At 61.1% G+C, this 18,798-nt stretch carries 19 protein-coding genes; 14 read left to right on the top strand and 5 right to left on the bottom strand.

The genetic code is table 11. From position 1 onward, the window contains the following. Nucleotides 1-4: 4 nt before the first annotated feature. Nucleotides 5-601, top strand: coding sequence for a DUF6264 family protein (locus I6E51_RS10625; protein WP_197110298.1), 597 nt, complete (start codon nucleotides 5-7; stop codon nucleotides 599-601). A gap of 115 nt (nucleotides 602-716) precedes the next feature. Here the strand turns inward: I6E51_RS10625 and fbaA are convergent, their stop codons facing one another. Continuing rightward, on the bottom strand, nucleotides 717-1,742 hold the full coding sequence (gene fbaA / locus I6E51_RS10620) for a class II fructose-bisphosphate aldolase (protein ID WP_197107424.1): 1,026 nt from the start codon (nucleotides 1,740-1,742) through the stop codon (nucleotides 717-719). Between the two features lie 212 nt (nucleotides 1,743-1,954). Here fbaA and glpX point away from each other — a divergent pair, with 212 nt between their 5' ends. Further along, nucleotides 1,955-2,944 carry a class II fructose-bisphosphatase gene (glpX, locus tag I6E51_RS10615; RefSeq protein WP_197107423.1) on the top strand — a complete coding sequence of 330 codons (990 nt, stop codon included), beginning with the start codon at nucleotides 1,955-1,957 and terminating at the stop codon, nucleotides 2,942-2,944. A 52-nt stretch (nucleotides 2,945-2,996) separates the two neighbouring features. Here the strand turns inward: glpX and rmuC are convergent, their stop codons facing one another. Beyond that, on the bottom strand, nucleotides 2,997-4,310 hold the full coding sequence (gene rmuC / locus I6E51_RS10610; RefSeq protein WP_197110297.1) for a DNA recombination protein RmuC: 1,314 nt from the start codon (nucleotides 4,308-4,310) through the stop codon (nucleotides 2,997-2,999). Nucleotides 4,311-4,388: 78 nt separating this feature from the next. On the opposite strand from rmuC, the gene I6E51_RS10605 reads away from it, so the two are divergent. The 3 genes from I6E51_RS10605 (at nucleotide 4,389) to ychF (ending at nucleotide 8,065) form a co-directional block, all read left to right on the top strand. Next, nucleotides 4,389-5,309, top strand: coding sequence for a LysR family transcriptional regulator (locus I6E51_RS10605; RefSeq protein WP_197107421.1), 921 nt, complete (start codon nucleotides 4,389-4,391; stop codon nucleotides 5,307-5,309). Between the two features lie 109 nt (nucleotides 5,310-5,418). Continuing rightward, nucleotides 5,419-6,915, top strand: coding sequence for a CoA-acylating methylmalonate-semialdehyde dehydrogenase (locus I6E51_RS10600; protein WP_197107420.1), 1,497 nt, complete (start codon nucleotides 5,419-5,421; stop codon nucleotides 6,913-6,915). 73 nt (nucleotides 6,916-6,988) lie between these two features. After that, nucleotides 6,989-8,065 carry a redox-regulated ATPase YchF gene (gene ychF / locus I6E51_RS10595; protein WP_197110296.1) on the top strand — a complete coding sequence of 359 codons (1,077 nt, stop codon included), beginning with the start codon at nucleotides 6,989-6,991 and terminating at the stop codon, nucleotides 8,063-8,065. A 76-nt stretch (nucleotides 8,066-8,141) separates the two neighbouring features. Here ychF and I6E51_RS10590 read toward each other — a convergent pair whose 3' ends face one another. Next, nucleotides 8,142-9,098 carry a class II glutamine amidotransferase gene (locus I6E51_RS10590; RefSeq protein WP_197110295.1) on the bottom strand — a complete coding sequence of 319 codons (957 nt, stop codon included), beginning with the start codon at nucleotides 9,096-9,098 and terminating at the stop codon, nucleotides 8,142-8,144. A gap of 134 nt (nucleotides 9,099-9,232) precedes the next feature. On the opposite strand from I6E51_RS10590, the gene I6E51_RS14450 reads away from it, so the two are divergent. Further along, nucleotides 9,233-9,358, top strand: coding sequence for a hypothetical protein (locus I6E51_RS14450; RefSeq protein ID WP_255529346.1), 126 nt, complete (start codon nucleotides 9,233-9,235; stop codon nucleotides 9,356-9,358). A 356-nt stretch (nucleotides 9,359-9,714) separates the two neighbouring features. After that, nucleotides 9,715-11,436 (top strand): AIPR family protein, encoded by a 1,722-nt coding sequence (locus I6E51_RS10585; protein ID WP_197110294.1) that lies wholly within the window; start codon nucleotides 9,715-9,717, stop codon nucleotides 11,434-11,436. Between the two features lie 191 nt (nucleotides 11,437-11,627). Here I6E51_RS10585 and I6E51_RS14285 read toward each other — a convergent pair whose 3' ends face one another. Next, the gene (locus I6E51_RS14285) at nucleotides 11,628-11,771 is read right to left on the bottom strand and encodes a hypothetical protein (RefSeq protein WP_307783990.1); all 144 of its coding nucleotides are present in this window, start codon (nucleotides 11,769-11,771) and stop codon (nucleotides 11,628-11,630) included. Between the two features lie 393 nt (nucleotides 11,772-12,164). On the opposite strand from I6E51_RS14285, the gene I6E51_RS10575 reads away from it, so the two are divergent. The 3 genes from I6E51_RS10575 to I6E51_RS10565 all read left to right on the top strand — a co-directional run bounded on the left by I6E51_RS10575 (nucleotide 12,165) and on the right by I6E51_RS10565 (nucleotide 14,601). Next, entirely contained in the window at nucleotides 12,165-12,707 is a 543-nt protein-coding gene (locus tag I6E51_RS10575) for a hypothetical protein (protein WP_197110293.1), read from the top strand. A 144-nt stretch (nucleotides 12,708-12,851) separates the two neighbouring features. After that, complete coding sequence (locus tag I6E51_RS10570; RefSeq protein WP_197110292.1) at nucleotides 12,852-13,526, top strand: SDR family oxidoreductase; 675 nt, start codon at nucleotides 12,852-12,854, stop codon at nucleotides 13,524-13,526. Between the two features lie 55 nt (nucleotides 13,527-13,581). Beyond that, nucleotides 13,582-14,601 carry a hypothetical protein gene (locus I6E51_RS10565; RefSeq protein WP_197110291.1) on the top strand — a complete coding sequence of 340 codons (1,020 nt, stop codon included), beginning with the start codon at nucleotides 13,582-13,584 and terminating at the stop codon, nucleotides 14,599-14,601. Here I6E51_RS10565 and I6E51_RS10560 read toward each other — a convergent pair. After that, on the bottom strand, nucleotides 14,598-15,182 hold the full coding sequence (locus tag I6E51_RS10560) for a nitroreductase family protein (protein ID WP_197107411.1): 585 nt from the start codon (nucleotides 15,180-15,182) through the stop codon (nucleotides 14,598-14,600). The genes I6E51_RS10565 and I6E51_RS10560 overlap by 4 nt on opposite strands. 182 nt (nucleotides 15,183-15,364) lie before the next feature. On the opposite strand from I6E51_RS10560, the gene I6E51_RS10555 reads away from it, so the two are divergent. From I6E51_RS10555 to I6E51_RS10540, 4 genes are all read left to right on the top strand, one after another. Beyond that, nucleotides 15,365-15,724: a zinc ribbon domain-containing protein YjdM gene (locus I6E51_RS10555; RefSeq protein ID WP_197107410.1), complete on the top strand. Its 360-nt coding sequence runs from the start codon at nucleotides 15,365-15,367 to the stop codon at nucleotides 15,722-15,724. A gap of 74 nt (nucleotides 15,725-15,798) precedes the next feature. After that, a complete protein-coding gene (locus tag I6E51_RS10550; protein WP_197110290.1) occupies nucleotides 15,799-16,287 on the top strand; it encodes a heme-binding protein in 489 nt (162 codons plus the stop codon). 42 nt (nucleotides 16,288-16,329) lie between these two features. Next, a complete protein-coding gene (locus tag I6E51_RS10545) occupies nucleotides 16,330-17,334 on the top strand; it encodes a Ppx/GppA phosphatase family protein (protein WP_197110289.1) in 1,005 nt (334 codons plus the stop codon). Further along, on the top strand, nucleotides 17,331-18,368 hold the full coding sequence (locus I6E51_RS10540; protein WP_197110288.1) for an LLM class flavin-dependent oxidoreductase: 1,038 nt from the start codon (nucleotides 17,331-17,333) through the stop codon (nucleotides 18,366-18,368). Before I6E51_RS10545 ends, I6E51_RS10540 begins: the two co-directional genes overlap by 4 nt. Nucleotides 18,369-18,798 lie beyond the last annotated feature (430 nt).

The raw sequence follows: 18,798 nt of genomic DNA, 5'->3' as shown, positions 1-18,798 counted from the left end.
ATCTATGACAGACCCGCGCCCACGCCCGAAATACGGCGAGTATGCACCCCTGCCTCCCACCGCGCCAGAAGGCAAGAGCGAGGTAGACGCGGGAGAGTCAGCCACTGATCCTGCCGCGATGGCACCGCCGATCATGCCGATCATTCCCGATTCCTCGCTCAACGCGCAGCATCAGCGTGGTGCGGCCGCTGGCCTCACCGGTCACGGCGCTAACGCGGAGGCACCCGCGCGTAAACATCGTCTGTGGGACGTCTTTCTCACCGCAACCCTGTTGCTCTTCGGGGTCGCGGACATCATCAACACGTTCAGCACGGTAGCTAACCTTGGCCCGGTACTGCGGGAGGGCCTCGCGGCTCAGGGCATGGACGATTTCTCGTCTGACGCCATCGCCACCGATGCCGGCGGCGTTGCCAACATCGTTCGCATCGCCGCCCTCGTGCTCACCATCATCTTCGCGTTGCTGCAAATTCAGCGCAAACGAATCGCCTTCTGGATTCCCCTCATCGGTGCGAGCGTCGCGGGGCTAGCGCTCATGGTGGCGATCTTCGTTGCTGTGCTCAGCGACCCCGGTTTCATGGCGTACGTCGAAAGCCTGCAGTAGCCGTTCCTGCCTGCTGTTGTTGAGTGCGCAGAGCTGCTGTCGGCGACAAAGCCGCCGCCGCTGTTAACGACGAATAGGGGCTGACCCGAAGGTCAACCCCTATTCGCAACGAGCGCTACTTGCTGGAGAATCCAGCCGAACCGAGCTGCTTGGTGGCTTCAACAACGCGGAGGGCGAGAGCCGACTCTGCTGTCTTGCCCCAGGCGCGGGGGTCGTAAATCTTCTTGTTGCCCACTTCGCCGTCAACCTTGAGGAAGCCGTCGTAGTTCTTCAGAACGCTGTCCGCAATCGAGCGGCTGTAGGCGTACTGGGTGTCGGTGTCGATGTTCATCTTGATAACACCGTTGGCAACAGCGGTCGCGATCTCTTCATCGGTCGAACCTGATCCGCCGTGGAAGACGAGGTCGAGCGGGTTAGCATCGGTGCCGTACTTCGCGGCGATGCCGGCCTGGATTTCACCGAGCAGTTCAGGGCGAAGCTTCACGTTTCCGGGCTTGTACACACCGTGCACGTTGCCGAAGGTGAGGGCTGCGATGTAGCGGCCCTGCTCGCCGAGGCCGAGCGCTTCGACGGTAGCGATCACGTCATCCAGCGTCGTGTAAAGGCTGTCGTTGATGTCGTGGCTGACACCATCTTCTTCTCCGCCGACGACGCCGATTTCAACTTCGAGAATCGAGTTGATGGCCTTCATGCGGGGAAGGATGTCGCGTGCGATGGCGAGGTTCTCGTCGAGGGGAACAGCTGAGCCGTCCCACATGTGCGACTGGAAGATCGGGTTGCGACCGGCCTTGACCTCAGCTTCGGATGCCGCGATGAGCGGGTAGACAAAGTCATCGAGAGCGTTCTTGGGGCAGTGGTCGGTGTGCAAAGCAACCGTGACGGGGTAGTTCTTGGCGGCTTCGGTGACGAACGCAGCGAAAGCGAGTGCTCCGGATGCGCGTGCCTTGACCGACTGGCCAGCGAAGTAGTCTGCGCCACCCGTGGTGACCTGAATGATGCCGTCAGAGCCTGCATCGCTGAGGCCCTGAAGCACGCCGTTGATGGTGGACGACGACGAAACGTTGATGGCGGGGTAGGCGAAGGAGTTCTTCTTCGCCTTGTCGAGCATTTCTGCGTACTGGTCTGGGGTTGCGACTGGCATTGTTGTCTCTCCTCATGCGGTACCGACTACCGCTCTGGTCCGGCTCGCCTCGATTCTATCCACCGCCTCTGTGTGGGCGCGAACTGTTGCACGTTAGTGCGATCTCTCCGGTAACGACCGAAGGCGGTGGAACGATTCGGATAGACTGAGGGCTGCGCTGACCACCACCGGCGCGTCCCCAGTCGACCACTCTCAACGAAGGATGCCTCTAGGTGAGTACAGAAACCGGCACGCTATTCCTCCATCCCGATCGCAACCTCGCTCTTGAGCTTGTGCGGGCAACCGAAGCGGCCGCGATTCGCGCCGTTCCCTTCATTGGTAAGGGCGACAAGCTTGGCGCCGATGGCGCCGCGGTTGATGCGATGCGCAAGTTCTTGGGCACCGTCGACTTCGATGGCCTCGTCGTTATCGGTGAGGGCGAAAAAGACAACGCCCCCATGCTCTTCAACGGTGAGCACGTCGGCACCGGTCGCGGGCCAGCCTGCGACATCGCGGTTGACCCGATCGACGGCACGTCGCTCACGGCAGCCGGGCGACAGAACGCAATCTCGATGATTGCTGTGTCTGACCGTGGCACGATGCTCGACGCATCCACCGTTTTCTACATGGACAAGATCGTCACGGGTGCTGAAGGCATCGGGGTTATCGACATCCACAAGCCCATCGGTGAGAACATTCGCGCGCTCGCGAAGGCTAAGGGCAAGCGTCCTGAAGACATCGTGGTTGCGGTGCTTGACCGTCCGCGTCACGCCCAACTCATCGACGACATCCGCGAAGCTGGTGCGGGTACGCGCCTCATGCTCGACGGTGACGTTGCCGGCGGAATCAACGCTGCGCTGTACGGCACACGCATTGACATGTGTGTCGGTATCGGCGGCAGCCCCGAGGGCGTTGCTACGGCGTGTGCCATCAAGGCACTCGGCGGTGAAATCCAGACGATCCTGTACCCGCAGTCTGATGATGAGCGTCAACGCGGAATGGATGCCGGGCTCAAGTTCGATCACGTCTACACGGCTGACGAAATGGTCGCCAGCGACAACACGTTCTTCGTTGCGACGGGTGTCACCGATGGTGGACTCGTGAAGGGTGTGCGTCGCTACGGCCCCATCATCCGCACGGAGTCGATTGTGTTGCGTTCACACTCGGGAACGATCCGCCGCATTTCGGCTGATCACCTCGCCGAGAAGTGGCTCGACCACTAAAGACAGCCTTCAATTGGCGCGTTCTCCGTCTCGGAGAGCGCGCCAGTTCTCGTTAACGGCCGTCGCTGTCGGCGGGCAGTTCGAGTTCCATTTCGGCTGCCGTGATGTGCTTTGGCGTGACCTCAACCGTGTGGGTATCGCCGATGACTTTCGATTCGTCGAGGGCATTGAGCTTGCGGGCGGTCACGAGCACGCGGCTCTCGAGCGAGTTCGCGAACTGGTTGTAACTGTTCACGGTGGTGTCTATTGAGCGACGCAGTTTGTCGGCGTGCTCGGCAAGCGTGGCGAGGCGCTGGTAGAGCTCTTTGCTGAGATCAAACAGCGTCTTGGCTTGGTCGGTGAGCACGTCTTGCTGCCAGGAGAACGCCACCGTCTTCAACACTGACCACAGGGTCACGGGGGAGGCGAGAGCGACGCGCTTGCTGAATGCGTAATCCATGATTGATGGGTCAGCTTCCATCGCTGACGATACGAGCGATTCGCTCGGGATGAACGCAATAACGAGCTCGGGGGAGGCCTCGAGCCCGGCCCAGTAGGCCTTGCTGGCGAGGGTGTCGATGTGGCCGCGCATCACCTTGACGTGCTGCTTGATGAGGGCCTCGCGGCGGGCACCTTCTTCTCCCGTCGCGGTGACTGAGATCTGGCTCGCCTCCAAGAAGGCGGTGAAGGGAACTTTGGCGTCGACCGCGATGTTCTTGCCGCCGGGAAGGTGCACGACCATGTCGGGGCGGCCGGCACCGGCATCCGAATTGATGCTCGATTGCAGGTCGAAGTCGACCCGTTCGATGAGGCCAGCGGCCTGCACGACGTTGCGCAATTGGGTTTCGCCCCAGACGCCACGCGTGGAGTTGTTGCGCAGGGCCGATGCCAACGATTCGGCGGTGCTGCGCAGGCGCTCTTCGGATTCGGTGGCCGACTTGAGTTGCTGGCTCAGTTCGCCGTGTTGCAGACTGCGCTGCGACTCCAACTCGGTGACCTTGTTCTGCATCGTGCGTAGCGTCTCTTGCACGGGGGTGAGCGCCTGCAGAACCTTAGATTCGCGACGTTCGCGCTCAACGAGAGCCGCAGCTTCATCACGCTGACGATCGAGGGTCTCGCGGTACTGCACTTGCAGTGATGCCACTTGCTCGCTCAGCGCTTCAGACCGTGCCGTGATGGATGCCAGCTCCGCTGCCAGCCGAGACTGCTGTTCGCGCTCGGCGGCAGTCACGTTCGCGATCGCGGCCTGATGGCGTGCCTCCAGCACTTCGGGGTCAACGCGGCCCGTCGGTGCGGTCGCGCGAACGCGGGCAATGAGCAGGCCAATCACGACGCCGAGGACGGCGCCCACGAGTAGACCAACGATGAGGGCGACGAGGGGATCCATTCCGCCAGTGTGCCAGCCGGCGACGACATTGCAGGATGCCCTGCGGCAGTTGTCCCGAAGCGCCCCTAGGGTTAACGCATGGCTAGCGATTCCGTGCATCCGCTCGATGTGAGCACCGACGATCTGCGCTACCTCATTGCTGTGGCTCGCGCCGGCCGAATGGTGTCGGCAGCAACTCTGCTCGGCGTCGACCACACCACCGTGCGTCGCCGCATCGACCGGCTTGAAGCAGCCCTCGGGGTGCGCCTCCTTGACCGTGGCGCTGACGGCTGGGAGCTCACCGCTATCGGCCGCGAAGTTGCCACCCGCGCCGCCGGGCTCGAGAACATCGTTGAAAACGTCGTCGGCGCGACCAGCGGGGGAGCGGACGAAGTGCGCGGCACCGTGCGCATCGTCGCGCCCGATGGATTCGGGGCCACCTTTGTGACGGCAGCGCTCGCGGCAGTGCAGGCGGAGCATCCTGCCATCACGGTCGAGCTGGTCACCTCTACCCGCCCGCTGAGTTTGCGTGGCGCAGGCTTCGATCTGGCGATCACGATCGGCACCACGGCGACCTCACGCCTCGCCTCTGAGCCGCTCGCCGCCTACGCGTTGCGTCTCTATGCTTCGCCCGGCTATGTCGCGACGCATCCACCGATTCATTCTGTTGCCGATCTCGACAGCCATCCGCTGGTCTTTTATGTGGATGCCCTGCTCACGGTTCGCGAGCTCGACCTCGCCCCGGTACTCGGCGGCATGCGCGTGGGATTTGGTTCCACGAGTGTGTTTGCGCAACTCGAGGCCACGCGTCAGGGAGCAGGCATTGGGTTGCTGCACGCCTTCATGGCTGAGCCCGAGCCTGGCCTGGTTGCGGTGCTGCCCGACGAGGTCAGTTTCCGCTTGGAGTTCGCTCTTTCGGTGCGCAAAGAGGCCGCGGATGTCGAGGCCGTTCAGCTGGTGCGAGCGGCTTTGCATCGCGAGGTCGCGCGGCGCGGCTCAGAGCTATTGCCCTTCAACTAGCGCCTCACACCACCGTGTGCGTTTCTGCAGATTGCCCGTGCGCTAATAGGTCTTGATTGCAGATCGGATGGGTTGCAGACTGGGCACACCTCCGATCGAAAGTAGGCCCATGTACTCTACGATTCCGCACTGGATCAACGGCTCCGCTACCGAGGGCGATTCGCCCAACCGTGGCGACGTCTTCAACCCCGCAACGGGCGCTGTCGCTCGCACCGTTCCTCTCGCATCCGTCGCTGATGTCAACGCTGGTGTTGCCGCGGCTAAGGCTGCCTTCCCCGCTTGGGGCAACACGTCGCTCGCCAAGCGCACCGCGGTAATGTTTGCTTTCCGCGAGCTTTTCAATGCTCGCAAGGATGAGCTTGCTGCCATCATCACCGCCGAGCACGGCAAGGTGCTTTCAGATGCTGCTGGCGAGATCGCCCGTGGCCTTGAAGTTCTCGACTACGCCTGTGGCATCGCCCAGCTCAGCAAGGGCGAGTACAGCGAAAACGTGTCAACCGGTGTTGACGTGTACTCGTTGCAGCAGCCGCTCGGCGTTGTCTCGATCATCAGCCCCTTCAACTTCCCGGCCATGGTGCCGATGTGGTTCTTCCCCATGGCCGTTGCCGCCGGCAACACGGTTGTTTTGAAGCCCAGCGAGAAGGACCCGTCCGCCTCGCTCTGGATGGCAGAGCTTTTCACCGAGGCAGGCCTTCCTGACGGTGTCTTCAACGTCGTTCACGGTGACAAGCTCGCCGTTGACACCCTTCTTGAGCACCCCGATGTTGCCAGCGTCTCGTTCGTTGGTTCCACCCCGATCGCCAAGTACATCTACGAAACCGCTGCTCACCACGGCAAGCGCGTTCAGGCCCTCGGCGGCGCCAAGAACCACATGCTGGTGCTTCCGGATGCGGACCTCGACCTCGTTGCTGACTCTGCTGTCAACGCTGGCTTCGGTTCCGCTGGCGAGCGTTGCATGGCGATCTCGGTCGTCGTTGCTGTCGAGCCTGTTGCTGACGAGCTCATCGCCAAGGTCAGCGAGCGGATGTCGACCCTCAAGGTTGGCGACGGAACTCGCTCCTGCGACATGGGTCCGCTCATCACGCAGCAGCACCGCGACAAGGTTGCTGGCTACATCGAGCTTGCTGAAGCTGACGGCTCCACTGTTGTCGTTGATGGACGCGGCATCGAGATCGATGGCGACGCTAACGGCTTCTGGCTCGGCCCGACGCTCATCGACAACGTCTCCACGGATTCGGATGTCTACAAGCACGAAATCTTCGGACCGGTTCTCGGCGTGATTCGCGTTCAGAGCTACGAAGAAGGGCTCGCCCTGATCAACTCCTCGCAGTATGGAAACGGCACCGCGATCTTCACGAACGATGGCGGAGCGGCTCGTCGCTTCCAGCGCGAAGTTGAGGTCGGCATGGTCGGCATCAACGTTCCGATCCCCGTTCCGGTTGCCTTCTTCTCCTTCGGTGGGTGGAAGGACTCCATGTTCGGCGACACGAAGGCTTATGGCCCCGACGCCATCCGTTTCTTCACCCGTCAGAAGGCTGTAACCAGCCGCTGGCTCGACCCCAGCCACGGTGGAATCAACCTGGGCTTCCCGCAGAGCGACGCCTAACACCTAGTCCGCATTACCGTCGCGATAGCGGTCCCGTACCTCGGGGCCGCTATCGCCGGTAGGATTGTCTTCTGTGGCTCTCACTATTGCAATCGTTGGACTCCCGAATGTCGGCAAGTCCACCCTCTTTAACGCCCTGACCAAGAATTCGGTGCTCGCCGCGAACTATCCGTTCGCGACCATCGAACCTAACGTGGGCATCGTGAACCTGCCCGACCCGCGCCTCAAGGTGCTTGCGGGCATCTTCAACAGTGAGCGCATTCTGCCTGCTCCTGTTTCCTTCGTTGACATCGCCGGCATTGTGCAGGGCGCCAGCGAGGGCGAAGGCCTGGGCAACAAGTTCTTGGCGAACATTCGCGAGGCTGACGCCATCGCTCAGGTCGTGCGCGGCTTTAGTGACCCGGATGTTATTCACGTCGACGGCAAGGTTGATGCGGCATCCGATATGGAGACCATCAACACTGAGCTGATTCTCGCTGACCTGCAGACGCTTGAAAAGGCTGTTGCGCGGTACGAGAAGGAACTCAAGACCAAGCGTGTTGAGCCCGCCGTTCTCGAGGCTGCGCTTGCTGCGCAGGCGTTCCTCAATGAGGGCAAGCCGTTGTCGGCGGCGACCAAGATCGAACTTGAGCTGATCAGCGAACTGGGTCTGCTCACCTCTAAGCCATTCATTTACGTTTTCAACGTGGATGAAGCGGTGCTGGGCAGCACCGAGAAGCTCGCCGAATTGGCGGCCCTAGTTGCCCCCGCGAAGGCCATCTTCCTCGACGCCAAGCTGGAGGCCGAACTCATCGACCTCGACGAAGAGGATGCCGCAGAGCTTCTCGCGAGCACCGGCCAGGAAGAGAGCGGTCTCGACCAGCTCGCCCGCATCGGTTTCGACACTCTCGGCCTGCAGACGTACCTCACGGCTGGTCCGAAAGAGACTCGTGCCTGGACGATCCCGAAGGGTGCCAAGGCGCCTCAGGCTGCCGGCGTCATCCACACAGACTTCGAAAAGGGCTTTATCAAGGCGGAGGTCATCGGCTTCGACGACCTCGTCGAGACCGGCTCCATCGCTGAGGCCCGCGCCAAGGGCAAGGCCCGCGTTGAGGGCAAGGAATACGTCATGAGCGACGGCGACGTCGTGGAGTTCCGCTTCAACAACTAGGGGTTTTCTGAGCCGGGCGTAGGGGTATTAGTCTTCCGCTACGCCAGGCTGTTCACAATCTCCGTGAGAAGAACACCTAGCGCGCTGAGACCTTCAGCGTGTTGGTGGTTCTGGTGATGCGCTCCCCGTCGTTCTCGAGGAAGACGATCTCGCCGAACTCGAGAAGCGACCAGTCGTCACCCTCGGTCAAGGGCTCGGAGGCGAATATGACACCGGTCGCGTCATCCTCGCTGCTCTCCTCAAAATCGTAGGTCGTGGCGTCGTCTTCGAAGTTGCACCCCATCAGTAGATACATCGGTTCGAGGAGCATCGAGAGCGCGAAGTCGTCGCTGTCGGGGGCTGACTTCCGCAGCTCCTTCCAATCACCAGCGGGGTTGGTCTCACCGTGGTGACCGAGGCCGACGTTGATACCGATTATGCGGTCGGCTGACACGAGGGCCATTTTCAGCTTGGTCAGAGCGCCAAGGTCGAGGTCCTTCATCGCCTGGGCGATCAGCTCGATGAGCTTCTCGATCGCTCGTTGGACGTCCTCGTTGCTGTCACCCTCGAGCAGCGAGAGGAGTAGCACGTAGATGAACTCGGTGTCCGTGTTCCCGCGCATCTGTTTGAGATACCGATCCTCGCAGTGCTGCAGAAGCTCGCGCTGCAGGAGCTGCCAGTTGGGCAGGTAGCCATTTTGGGCGACGATCCACGGGGTCTCCTCGAAGGAGAACGGGTGGCAGTTCTCGTCGACCATCACGACCTTGGAGTCGTACGCCGCGGCTCGCACATGCGCCAACATTGTGCTGGCCTGGAGGCTGGGGATCATCCGGCTGGCGTTGTCGTCGTAAAAGGCCGCCATGGGTCGGCGGTAGATGAAGGGTTCTTCGGGCTTCAGCAGGTGCTCGCCCCAGATCCCGAATCCCCATCCGGCCAACTGGAGCTCGGGGTGCCGTTCGGGGTCGAGTGCCTGGTTGATCAGGCTGTTCTCTGGCTTGAGGAGGAGGTTCTCCAGTGGTGTCTCAGGACCGAGGTAAGCGAGCACGCGGCACATAAATCTCCTTCGTTGGGCTCCTGCGATCCTACCGTCGTCGCACGGAGCCGGAGCCGGAGCCGGTCGCGGTGGCGAGTCCGCGCCGGTCGAGGTTGCGCCGAGTTCGACTCTTCGGTGCGCTCAGCAGAGGAGGGATGGATGGTCTTCGATATGCCGCTGTTGTCGTCGATGCCCACCGAACGGCTGACTCCGTTGAGAAGGACTTCGACTTGATCGCCCCGGCGGCCGGCCAGCCATGTGGGACATTGCTGGTCATCTGAACAGCACAGCGAGGTTAATCGGCTACGAAACGCGGTGCAGTTCCGCTTCAACAACTAGCTATCCGCTGATTGCAAGTGAGCAATACCTCATGATGGACAGAGGCGGTGGTCTTGAAAAACGACATCGGTTTGCCGCGCGTTAGCCGCCTCATCCTCGCTCGCACTACGCGTCGCGCGGCTTCTGGGTGCTGTGACTGCGTTATGCTCACACTTGAGTGTTGAGTTATTCTTCGAATAATGCTCCTTCCAGGGTGCTCGAGCCCGGCTGTTGTGCGAAGAATATCTGACTAGGCGATCGCGCAGTGCGGCCTTCACGACGAGTTCGTCAACAGTGTTTAGGACAGAGAGGTCAGTGGATGGGAGCGAACGATGTTGTCTTGCTGGAGGACATGGTCGAACGATCACGCCGGGAGACCGAGGGCTTCAACGCTGCTGAGCAGGAGGCGTACTTCGTTTCGTGGCATTATCTAAGCAAGTACCGGCCAAGTCACGACGACGTCCTGTCCGGGATCGTTGACGGCACTCGCGATGGTGGCGTGGATGCAATTCACCTCTTCGCTAATGGGTACTACGTCCGCGACGGCGTGAATATTGGTGCACTCGGCAGAAATCCTCAGCTGGATCTAGTGCTGATCCAAGTGAAAAATACGCGTGGTTTCGGGGAGACCGCGGTCGAAAAATTGATCGTTCATTTGCCTAAACTTCTGGATTTTGCACGAGACGACATCGCCTTGGAAAAGCAGTTCAACCCTCGGCTCATTGAGATCACGCGTCGATTCCTTGACACATATCGCGCAATGGATATGCCAAGGCTTCGCATCTTCGTGGCATTTGCGGCGCTGAAGGCGGAGCAAATTCACGAAAACGTCGTCTTAAAGGCGAATGATCTTGAAGCTACGCTCAAGGCCGCCTTCGGGAATGGTGACCCCTCTGTTGATCTCCTTGATGCAGCGAGTATGGCCAATCTCGCTCGGGAAAAGCCGCCGGTAACGGCGGAGCTGACGTTGGCAGAGAACCCCATTTCCACGGATATGTCCGGCGGTTATGTTGGGCTGGTTAAGCTTTATGATTACCAGAAGTTCATCACGGATGACACTGGGAAGCTCGACGCGTCGCTCTTCGATGCAAATGTGCGCGATTACGACAGCGACTCCGGCGTAAACATGAGCATCCAAGAGACCTTGAGTAAGCAGGACACAGACGTTGACTTTTGGTGGCTAAACAACGGGGTAACCATAGTGGCCGATCGAGTGCAGCCTGCGGGAAAGCTACTTCACCTTGACTCGCCGCAGATTGTGAACGGGCTTCAAACGTCGTATGAAATCTATAAGCAAGGCTCGTCGCACGAGTATTTAGAAGATCGTGGTGTGTTAGTCAAGGTCATTCAAGCGGATGACGACCTTGTCAAAGATCGGATAATTCGCGCCACGAACAGCCAGACCATTCTTGGCTTGAGCTCGTTGCGCGCAACTGATCGCGTGCAACGGGAGATCGAGGAGTTCCTTCGAACTAAGGGGCTTTACTACGAGCGCCGCAAGAATTACTACCGTAATCGTCAAATTCCGCTGAGAGACCTCGTTTCGATTGACCAGATGGGCCAAGCAGTTCTCGCGACGCTTGTTCAAGCACCGCATGTTTCTCGGGGTGAGGTATCACGGATCTTCAAGGATGAGATTTATAACGTAGTCTTTAGCGGCTCCAACCCGATGAGAGCCTATTACGCTTCGATCGCGATCGTGCGGGAGTGTGAAAAGTTCCTGCGTGAGAACCGGGCCACACACGGTCAGGTGGATGACTATGTATTCCACCTTTCCATGGCGGCCAGCATTGCGATGACTCGAAAGCGAGAACCGAATGCGAAGGATCTTGCGTTGATGGATGGCGTGCCGTCGAGCGACCTTCTCGCTGACCTGATGGAAATCGTCAGACAAGCCTTCGCAATCACCGCAAACGAGACTCGAGAAGTATTGTTTGAGAAGCTCGCGAAGGACCCGCGTGCCACTCGAGCGGTTACCTTTAGTATGGCGCGCTACCTGGCATCCTCGCCCCGTCAGCGTGGCCCCGTCGTCGAGCGTTAGTCGGTTCCGGGCCACTGCGAGGAAGTAAGGCCGACATGAGCTGCATGGTGGTATCGGAGACAAAGGCAAGGCCGCACGGGGTAAGGAGCTGATGCCTGCCCGCGACGGAACGGGGTGGAGTTCCGCTTTAGCAACCAGCTTTGGCTTAGCCTTCGGGGTATCGGTCTTTAGAGCTGTTGATCACCAACTTTTCACGCGAATTCCGTGAAAACCGCGGTCGGGTGTTCTAGATCACGGACCTCAGCGAACCCCATTGCGCGGTAGAAGGTGATCTGCCCAGGTTCGTCATCGGTGAGGAGAACCTTCTGCAGCACGTCATCGTAGGGTTCAAAAATTCGAACGAAGAGTTCGCGACCGATCCCGGCGCGGTGATGCTCGGGCGCGACCAGAATGTCTTACAAGTAGACGATCGTTAGCCCGTCCCGATGACGCGGGCGAGGCTGACTAGACGGGCCCCATGCAAAGCGGTCGCGACCCTCAGCGATGCCGAGATGGCAGCGTCGAGCCGATCGGGATCTTGCGTGTAGGTCGCCCACCGCACTGCAGCGTACAGGTTGGTGATCGCATCGCATCCAAGTAGGGCGCCGACACGGTAGGTAATGCTCGCTCCGCGATCATATCTGCGGAAAACGATGGGTGAGGAGAATTGTCGCAATCCTCCGCCGGTGCGGTGCGGTGTGATCGTCCTAGTAAGCTCATCGAACTTACCGAACTCTTAAGGTTGATAAATGCTTACAACTTCTGACCCCGGACTAACCACTAATGAAATGTTGACTCTCGTGGTTGCGGTCGTTGCTATCGGGCTCAGCGCAGGCTCGCTAGCGTTAGGGATCGTGGCAGTGGTGCAGACAAAATACTACTTCCTTCGACCCCATTTCAAGTTCTTCGTGACGCCCTCCTCGCAAGCCAAGGGTGTTCCATCAGTGATCGTGCACGTCAGTCAGCGCGGACCAGCCGGTGCTCACGACGTGAAGTTTGAAGTGTGCAAACCGGGCGGAAATTGGCAATCGATGAGAACGCAAACCGAGGTGCCCGCGCACACGAGGTTTAACTGGTGGGAGGGGCTCGCTGATACGTCCGACGTCGCCATATGGGACATCTCTGGCGTGTCGAGCCGAACGCTCTCAACTGGCGACGCTATAGCAGGCGTGTGGAAATGGCGTGTCCGATGGAGCGAAGCGCCCGACCCCAACAAGGAGCGCACCGAGACGGCCAAGCACCGTGTAACGAAGCGAGCGGTCCGCCGCGGTACATACCTAGCGACCGGCTAGGTCGGCGGGGCACCAACCGTTTGGGCGGAATTCTGAGGAGTTCCGTTTCATTAACTTGCCACACCGCCCTGTCTCACAACCTTCTATGAGTAGGCTCGTCCCAGCGGCGCTCCCTGCCGTACGCCTACGCCGAAGGAGTTCACAATGCCCGTTATCGCCATCATCGGAGCAGGCCCCGGACTGGGCGCTGCAGTTGCCCGTAGGTTCGGGCGCGAAGGCTTTGCTGTCGCCCTGATCTCTCGGGATCAGTCGAAGCTCGATGCGCTCGCTGCTGAGCTCGAAACGGATGGCGTGACCGCCCGCGGATTTGTTGCGGACGTGCGCGAGCCGGCACAACTCGAGGACGCACTCGCGCGTGCCGCTGCCGACCTGGGGCCGATCACGACAGTCCAGTACAGCCCGCTCCCATCGCGCGACTACCTGAAGCCGGTGCTCGACCTGACTCCCGAACTCGCGCTAGAAGCACTCCAGTTTTCTGCCCTTGGGCTCATCCACACCGCGCGCGCGGTGCTGCCCGCAATGCGCGAGGCCGGCCACGGCAGCATCATCCTGATCAACGGCGGAACCTCGGTGAAGGCGCGTGCCGGCTTCGCGGGAACGTCTCTCGCGTTCCCCGCCGAAAGTGCTTACGGCGAGATGTTGCACAAGACGCTCGAAGGGGAGGGGATCCGCATCCGTCAGCTCGTCATCCCGGGCGGCATTCCCAAGCTTCAGCTGCCCAACGGCATCGATGACGTCGCTTCTCGAATCTGGGACATCCACGCCGCAGAAGGCGAATTCCGCACGATGCTCATCCCGCTCGAAGACGGCCGCGAATAGTGCGCTCTTCCGCGACTAGTCGCACAACCTGCCGGCCTTCGAAAGGAACCAGTTCATGACGACAGCGGAAGAGTACCTTCGCGACATTCCCGCGGCCCACCGCTCGGCGACGAACACGATCGCTGCCCGGCTCTCGCTGTGGGCCAAGGACCTTGCGTCTGAACTGCAGCCGGTGGTGTTCCTTCCCGGCCAGAAAGACCACCCGGTCTTTGACGACGCTGCTCGAGTCTTCGACGATGCTGTCGAGCAGCTGTTGCTTGCGGATGCTCCGCGACCCAACGAGGTGCCGCTGCTGTTTGTCGGCTACCACGCCATGAATCTCTTCACACGAAAGCGCCAGACTCTGGGTTTTCTCCTGACCGATCAGCGCATCGTTATTCAAGACAAGTTCGCGGGAGTGTTCGGGCGAGAGCTTCCCAATTATCGGATGCTGCCCGTCACCTCGGTAGATCCGGTCGCCTCCAGTCATGCCCTGATCAGTTCCGTTGGCAGTGCCTTCGATTGGTCAGACATGGTGAAGCTCATCGGAGCCGACTCGGCTGAGGGCCACTCTCCAGAGTTCCGGCTCACTCAGCTTCTCGTGGATGCCGTGACTAGCGTCGTGCAGCTCTCGCAGGTGCTCGGGCTCGCCGTCGTGGGTGAACCGAGCGAGGAAGAGACTGAGAACTTGACTGCTTCTGAGCTGGTTCCGCGGCTGGCAGAGCTCGGCATCCGTAGCGATGTATTGCTGGCCGACGACCCGCGCCTCACCAAGATGCTCAAGAAATTTGGCCCCAAGATCGGCTTGGGCGACGGCGAGACCATAGCGTTCGCATCGCTCGATAAAACCTTCGCGGGTGTGTACGGCATTGTCGTTACCGATACCGCGGTTCGCTCGTGTGACCTGATGGAAGAACCGGTCGTATCTCTCCGCAGTGCAATCGACCCGGCATCCATCAAGCTGGATGACAAAGCGACCGCGATCATTACCGAGCCGGGCGTTGCACACGTCCTTGTCTCGCACCTGTCGGCCGACGTGAAGAATGGGATTGTGACCGCGCTGCGTGAACTGATCGCCGGCGACGTCAAGCGTTAAGCGTTAACGAGCACCGACTCTGCAGCGGCACGTCGTGCGCGGGGTGCGGTTTCGCGCTCGCGGATGACGTCGGTCATTTCCGCGGGGTCACCCAGTGCGCCAACGGCCATGACCGTGGTGGGGGTGAAGTGGGGGTCGATGTCGAGGGCCGCTGCTGCGGCATCCGGGTCGAAGCCTGACATCTGGTGGCTGAACAGTCCGTGGCTCTGGGCCTGGATGGTGAAGTAGGCAACGGCCTGGCCGGTGTCGTAGAGGGCGGTCGGCTGCGGCTTGCCCTCCGGGTTGTGGTGTTCCGTCAGGAAGACGAGTAGTGCTGACGCGGACCCGGCCCACGACTGGTTGAACGCGATAAGTGAGGAAACGATGGCGTCGTGCTGCGGGGTTCCGCGGCGAGCGACGACGACGCGCCAGGGCTGACTGTTGTAGGCCGAGGGTGCCCAGCGAGCAGCTTCGAGAGCATTCTGCAGCGCCGCCTCATCGAGCGGTGCGGTGGCATCGAAGTGGCGGGGGCTCCACCGTTCGGCAAGCACATCAAGGATGGGGGAGTCGGTCGCGGCGAGACGGTCGTGAAGCATGGTCATGAAGGAGGCCTTTCAGAAGCTGAACAGAGTCGATCTGCGATGTCGTGGGGTGCAACGTGAGCGTGGCCGGTCGTATTCCAGATCGGCTCGCTAATCTGCAACGGTGCAATCAGGTAAAATTGACCATTAGCGACTAGTTCAGCGCTGCGCCAGCCCGATTGGTGCCTAGCCGAAAGTGCCTTATGTCTGACGCTCTACCCCTCTGCCCGAACTGCTCAAGCGACCTCGCCTACGAAATGGGCTCGCTGCTGGTGTGCCCGATGTGCGCGCACGAGTGGTCGCCGAGTGAAGCGGATGCCGCTGCCGAAGCAGAACAAAACGCCGCAGTCATCAAGGACGCGTTCGGCACGCCGCTCGCCGATGGCGACACGGTGAGCATCGTCAAGGACCTCAAGGTCAAGGGCAGCCCCACGTCGATCAAGGTCGGAACGAAGGTGCGCAACATCCGCCTCGTTGATGGTGTTGGCGACCACGACATCGACTGCAAGGTCGACGGTTTCGGCCAGATGCAGCTCAAGTCGAGCGTCGTCAAGAAGGTCTAGGCTCCCGCAACCGAGGGCTTCCTGCACGGTGAATCGTCAGGCTCGTTCAAGGCGCGCAGGCGTAGGGTGACGGCATGACCGAAAAGCAGCCGTACACCGTGATTTCTGAGCATGATGGTTACGAAGTGCGGCTCTATCCGGCGCACATTCTGGCGCAGGTGGATGCCGACGGGTCGTTCTTTGAGGCCGGGAATCAAGGATTTCGTCCGCTCATCCGGTACATCAGCGCATCGAACATTTCTATGACAGCGCCGGTTATTCAGGCTCCCGGGCAATCGAAGAAATACACCGTGAGTTTTGTGATGCCTGCCGGAGCAACGAGCGTTCCCGCCCCTGGCGACGCCACCGTGCGCACGACCGAGGTTCCCGAGCAGCGGGTGGCCGCGCGGCGATTTAGCGGCGGCTCCAACGAAGAGAAATACCAACAGAATGCGGATGCTCTGCTCGCTGCCCTCAACCGTGACTGCGTCGCACCCTTGGGTGCCGTGTACTTTGCCCGCTATGACCCGCCGTGGAAGCCCGGATTCTTGAAACGTAACGAAGCCCTCGTCGTCGTTCGCTAGCCCGCGCCCGCTAGCCCCACCCACAGCACTTCAGGAGAACTCATGACCCGAGTCGCCGCCATCGATTGCGGAACCAACTCGATCCGCCTGCTCATCGCCGACCTCGACGGGCACGGCGGGCTGACCGATGTGCTGCGCACCCTCGAAGTCGTGCGGTTGGGGGAGGGCGTCGACCGCACCGGTCGGTTCAGCCAGGGTGCCCTCGATCGCACCATCGCGGCCGTGCGCCGCTACGCTGATCTGTGCCGCGAGCACGGTGCCGAGCGCATCCGTTTCGTCGCTACCTCTGCCACACGGGATGCCGCCAACCGCGCCGAGTTCACCGACGCGGTCGTCGCAATTCTGGGTGTGCCGGTCGAAGTGATTCCCGGAACCGAAGAAGCCGCGCTGTCGTTCCGCGGAGCGCTCACGGTGTTGCCTGCACCCGAGCTAGATGCCGCAACCAACGGCGCGCTCACGCCCCAACACCTCGTCGTTGACCTCGGCGGGGGCTCCACTGAGCTTGTGATCGGTGGCAACATCCCCGAAGCGGCATATTCAATGGATGTCGGCTGCGTGCGCTTGGCGGAGCGCAACATCACGAGCGACCCGCCCTCCGAATCTGAGCTCGCCGCCATCCGTAGCGACGTTGTCGCAGCGCTCGACGTCGCAACCGCAACCGTCGACCTCTCACAGGCCACCGAGGTCATCGGAGTCGCGGGCACCGTCACCACAATCACCGCGCACGCCCTCGGCCTCACGAGCTACGACCCGGTCGCGATCAGCGGAAGCCGGTTACCGCTCGCAGACGTGCTCCGTTCCTGCGAAGCGCTCACCCACATGCCCCGCTCCGAACGCGAAGCCTTGCCCTATATGCACCCCGGCCGCGTCGACGTGATCGCCTCTGGTGCGGTCATCTGGGCGACGGTGCTGCAACGAGTGGCGGATGCCACGGCTGCAGCAGGTCACCCGCTCGAGTGGGTCACGACGAGCGAGCACGACATCCTCGACGGCGTTGCCCTCTCGCTCGGGAATAGCGCGCATGAGTCACCGGTTTCGCCAGTATGACAAAACTTGGGTTCCTCTCCTTCGGGCACTGGCAAGACGTTGAGGGGTCGCCCACTCGCACTGGAGCTGACGCGCTGCTGCAGGCAGTGGAGCTTGCCGTTGCGGCAGAGGAAGTCGGCGTCGACGGTGCCTACTTTCGGGTGCACCATTTCGCGCGCCAGCATGCATCGCCGTGGCCGTTGCTCTCCGCCGCGGCTGCCCGCACCAGCACCATCGAGCTCGGTACCGGTGTCATCGACATGCGCTACGAGCACCCTCTGGCCATGGCAGAACTCGCGGCGCAAGCAGATCTTATTTCCGCGGGGCGTCTGCAGCTCGGCATTAGCCGAGGCTCACCCGAAACGGTGATCGACGGATGGCGCGCTTTCGGTTACGAACCGGCAGCGGGAGAGAGCGATGCCGACATGGCTCGCGCCCACACGGATAAGTTTCGCCGTGCGATCGCGGGCGAAGGGCTCGCTCCCGGCAATCCGCAGATGATTGGCACGAGCGCTTTGCAGCCGATTCAGCCGCAGGCACCCGGACTCAGCGAACGCATCTGGTGGGGCGCAGGCACCCGGGCCACCGCGATCTGGACGGCTGAGCAAGGGATGAACCTGATGAGTTCGACGCTTCTCACCGAAGACACCGGAGTTCCCTTCGATGAGCTGCAGGCCGAACAGATTGCGATGTTCCGGGATGCGTGGGCGAGTGCCGGCCACGACCGTGCACCACGGGTTTCGGTGAGTCGCAGCATCCTGCCCATCATTGATGACGAGACCGAGTACTACTTTGGCATCCAGGGGCAGGTCGAGCAGCGCGATCAAGTCGGCATGCTCGGCGGTTCACGCTCTCGTTTCGGCCGCTCCTATATCGGAGCCCCCGATGTGATCGCCGCCGAGCTCGCACGCGATGCGGCAGTGCAGGCCGCCGACACCCTGTTGGTTACCGTGCCCAACCAGCTCGGGGTCGAGTTCAACACTCGTATTCTCGAGGCGCTCGTGAAGCACGTGATGCCCGTGGTCGACGCCGACAGTGCGCCTTCAATCGCCTAAGAATCCGACCTCTTCGACGGCGTAGTTCCATCGTCTATGTCAGCGCCCTAAACTCTCCATCAAGCGTTGCAGCAGTGGCAACGGCGAGACTCAATCGGCCCTGAAACGAAAAGGCGGTCTACGCGTGTCTACAAAGAAGGTGCAATCGAAACTTCGCTCAGCAGCGCTCGAGCAGCGCATGCTGCGCATTGAACGCAAGCCGAAGTTCGCCGACCGCCTTGACGGATTCATTGTGGGTGTTGGCACTAAGTGGGCGCTGCTCGCACGCATCACAGAAGGGCATTTCGACGGATACTTCGCGTTTCAAATACGCGACGTCCGACGCATCCGCCCGGACACAACCTTCATGGGGGCGTTCGCGAGAACTCAACCAGAATGGCCTCCGACCTCTCCGTTCGAGCACGCGCTTGATTCAACTGCGGACGTGATT

It is taken from the genome of Salinibacterium sp. NSLL17 (assembly GCF_015864935.1).
Classification (GTDB): Bacteria; Actinomycetota; Actinomycetes; order Actinomycetales; family Microbacteriaceae; genus Rhodoglobus.
This window is presented reverse-complemented; position numbering and strand designations above follow the sequence as displayed.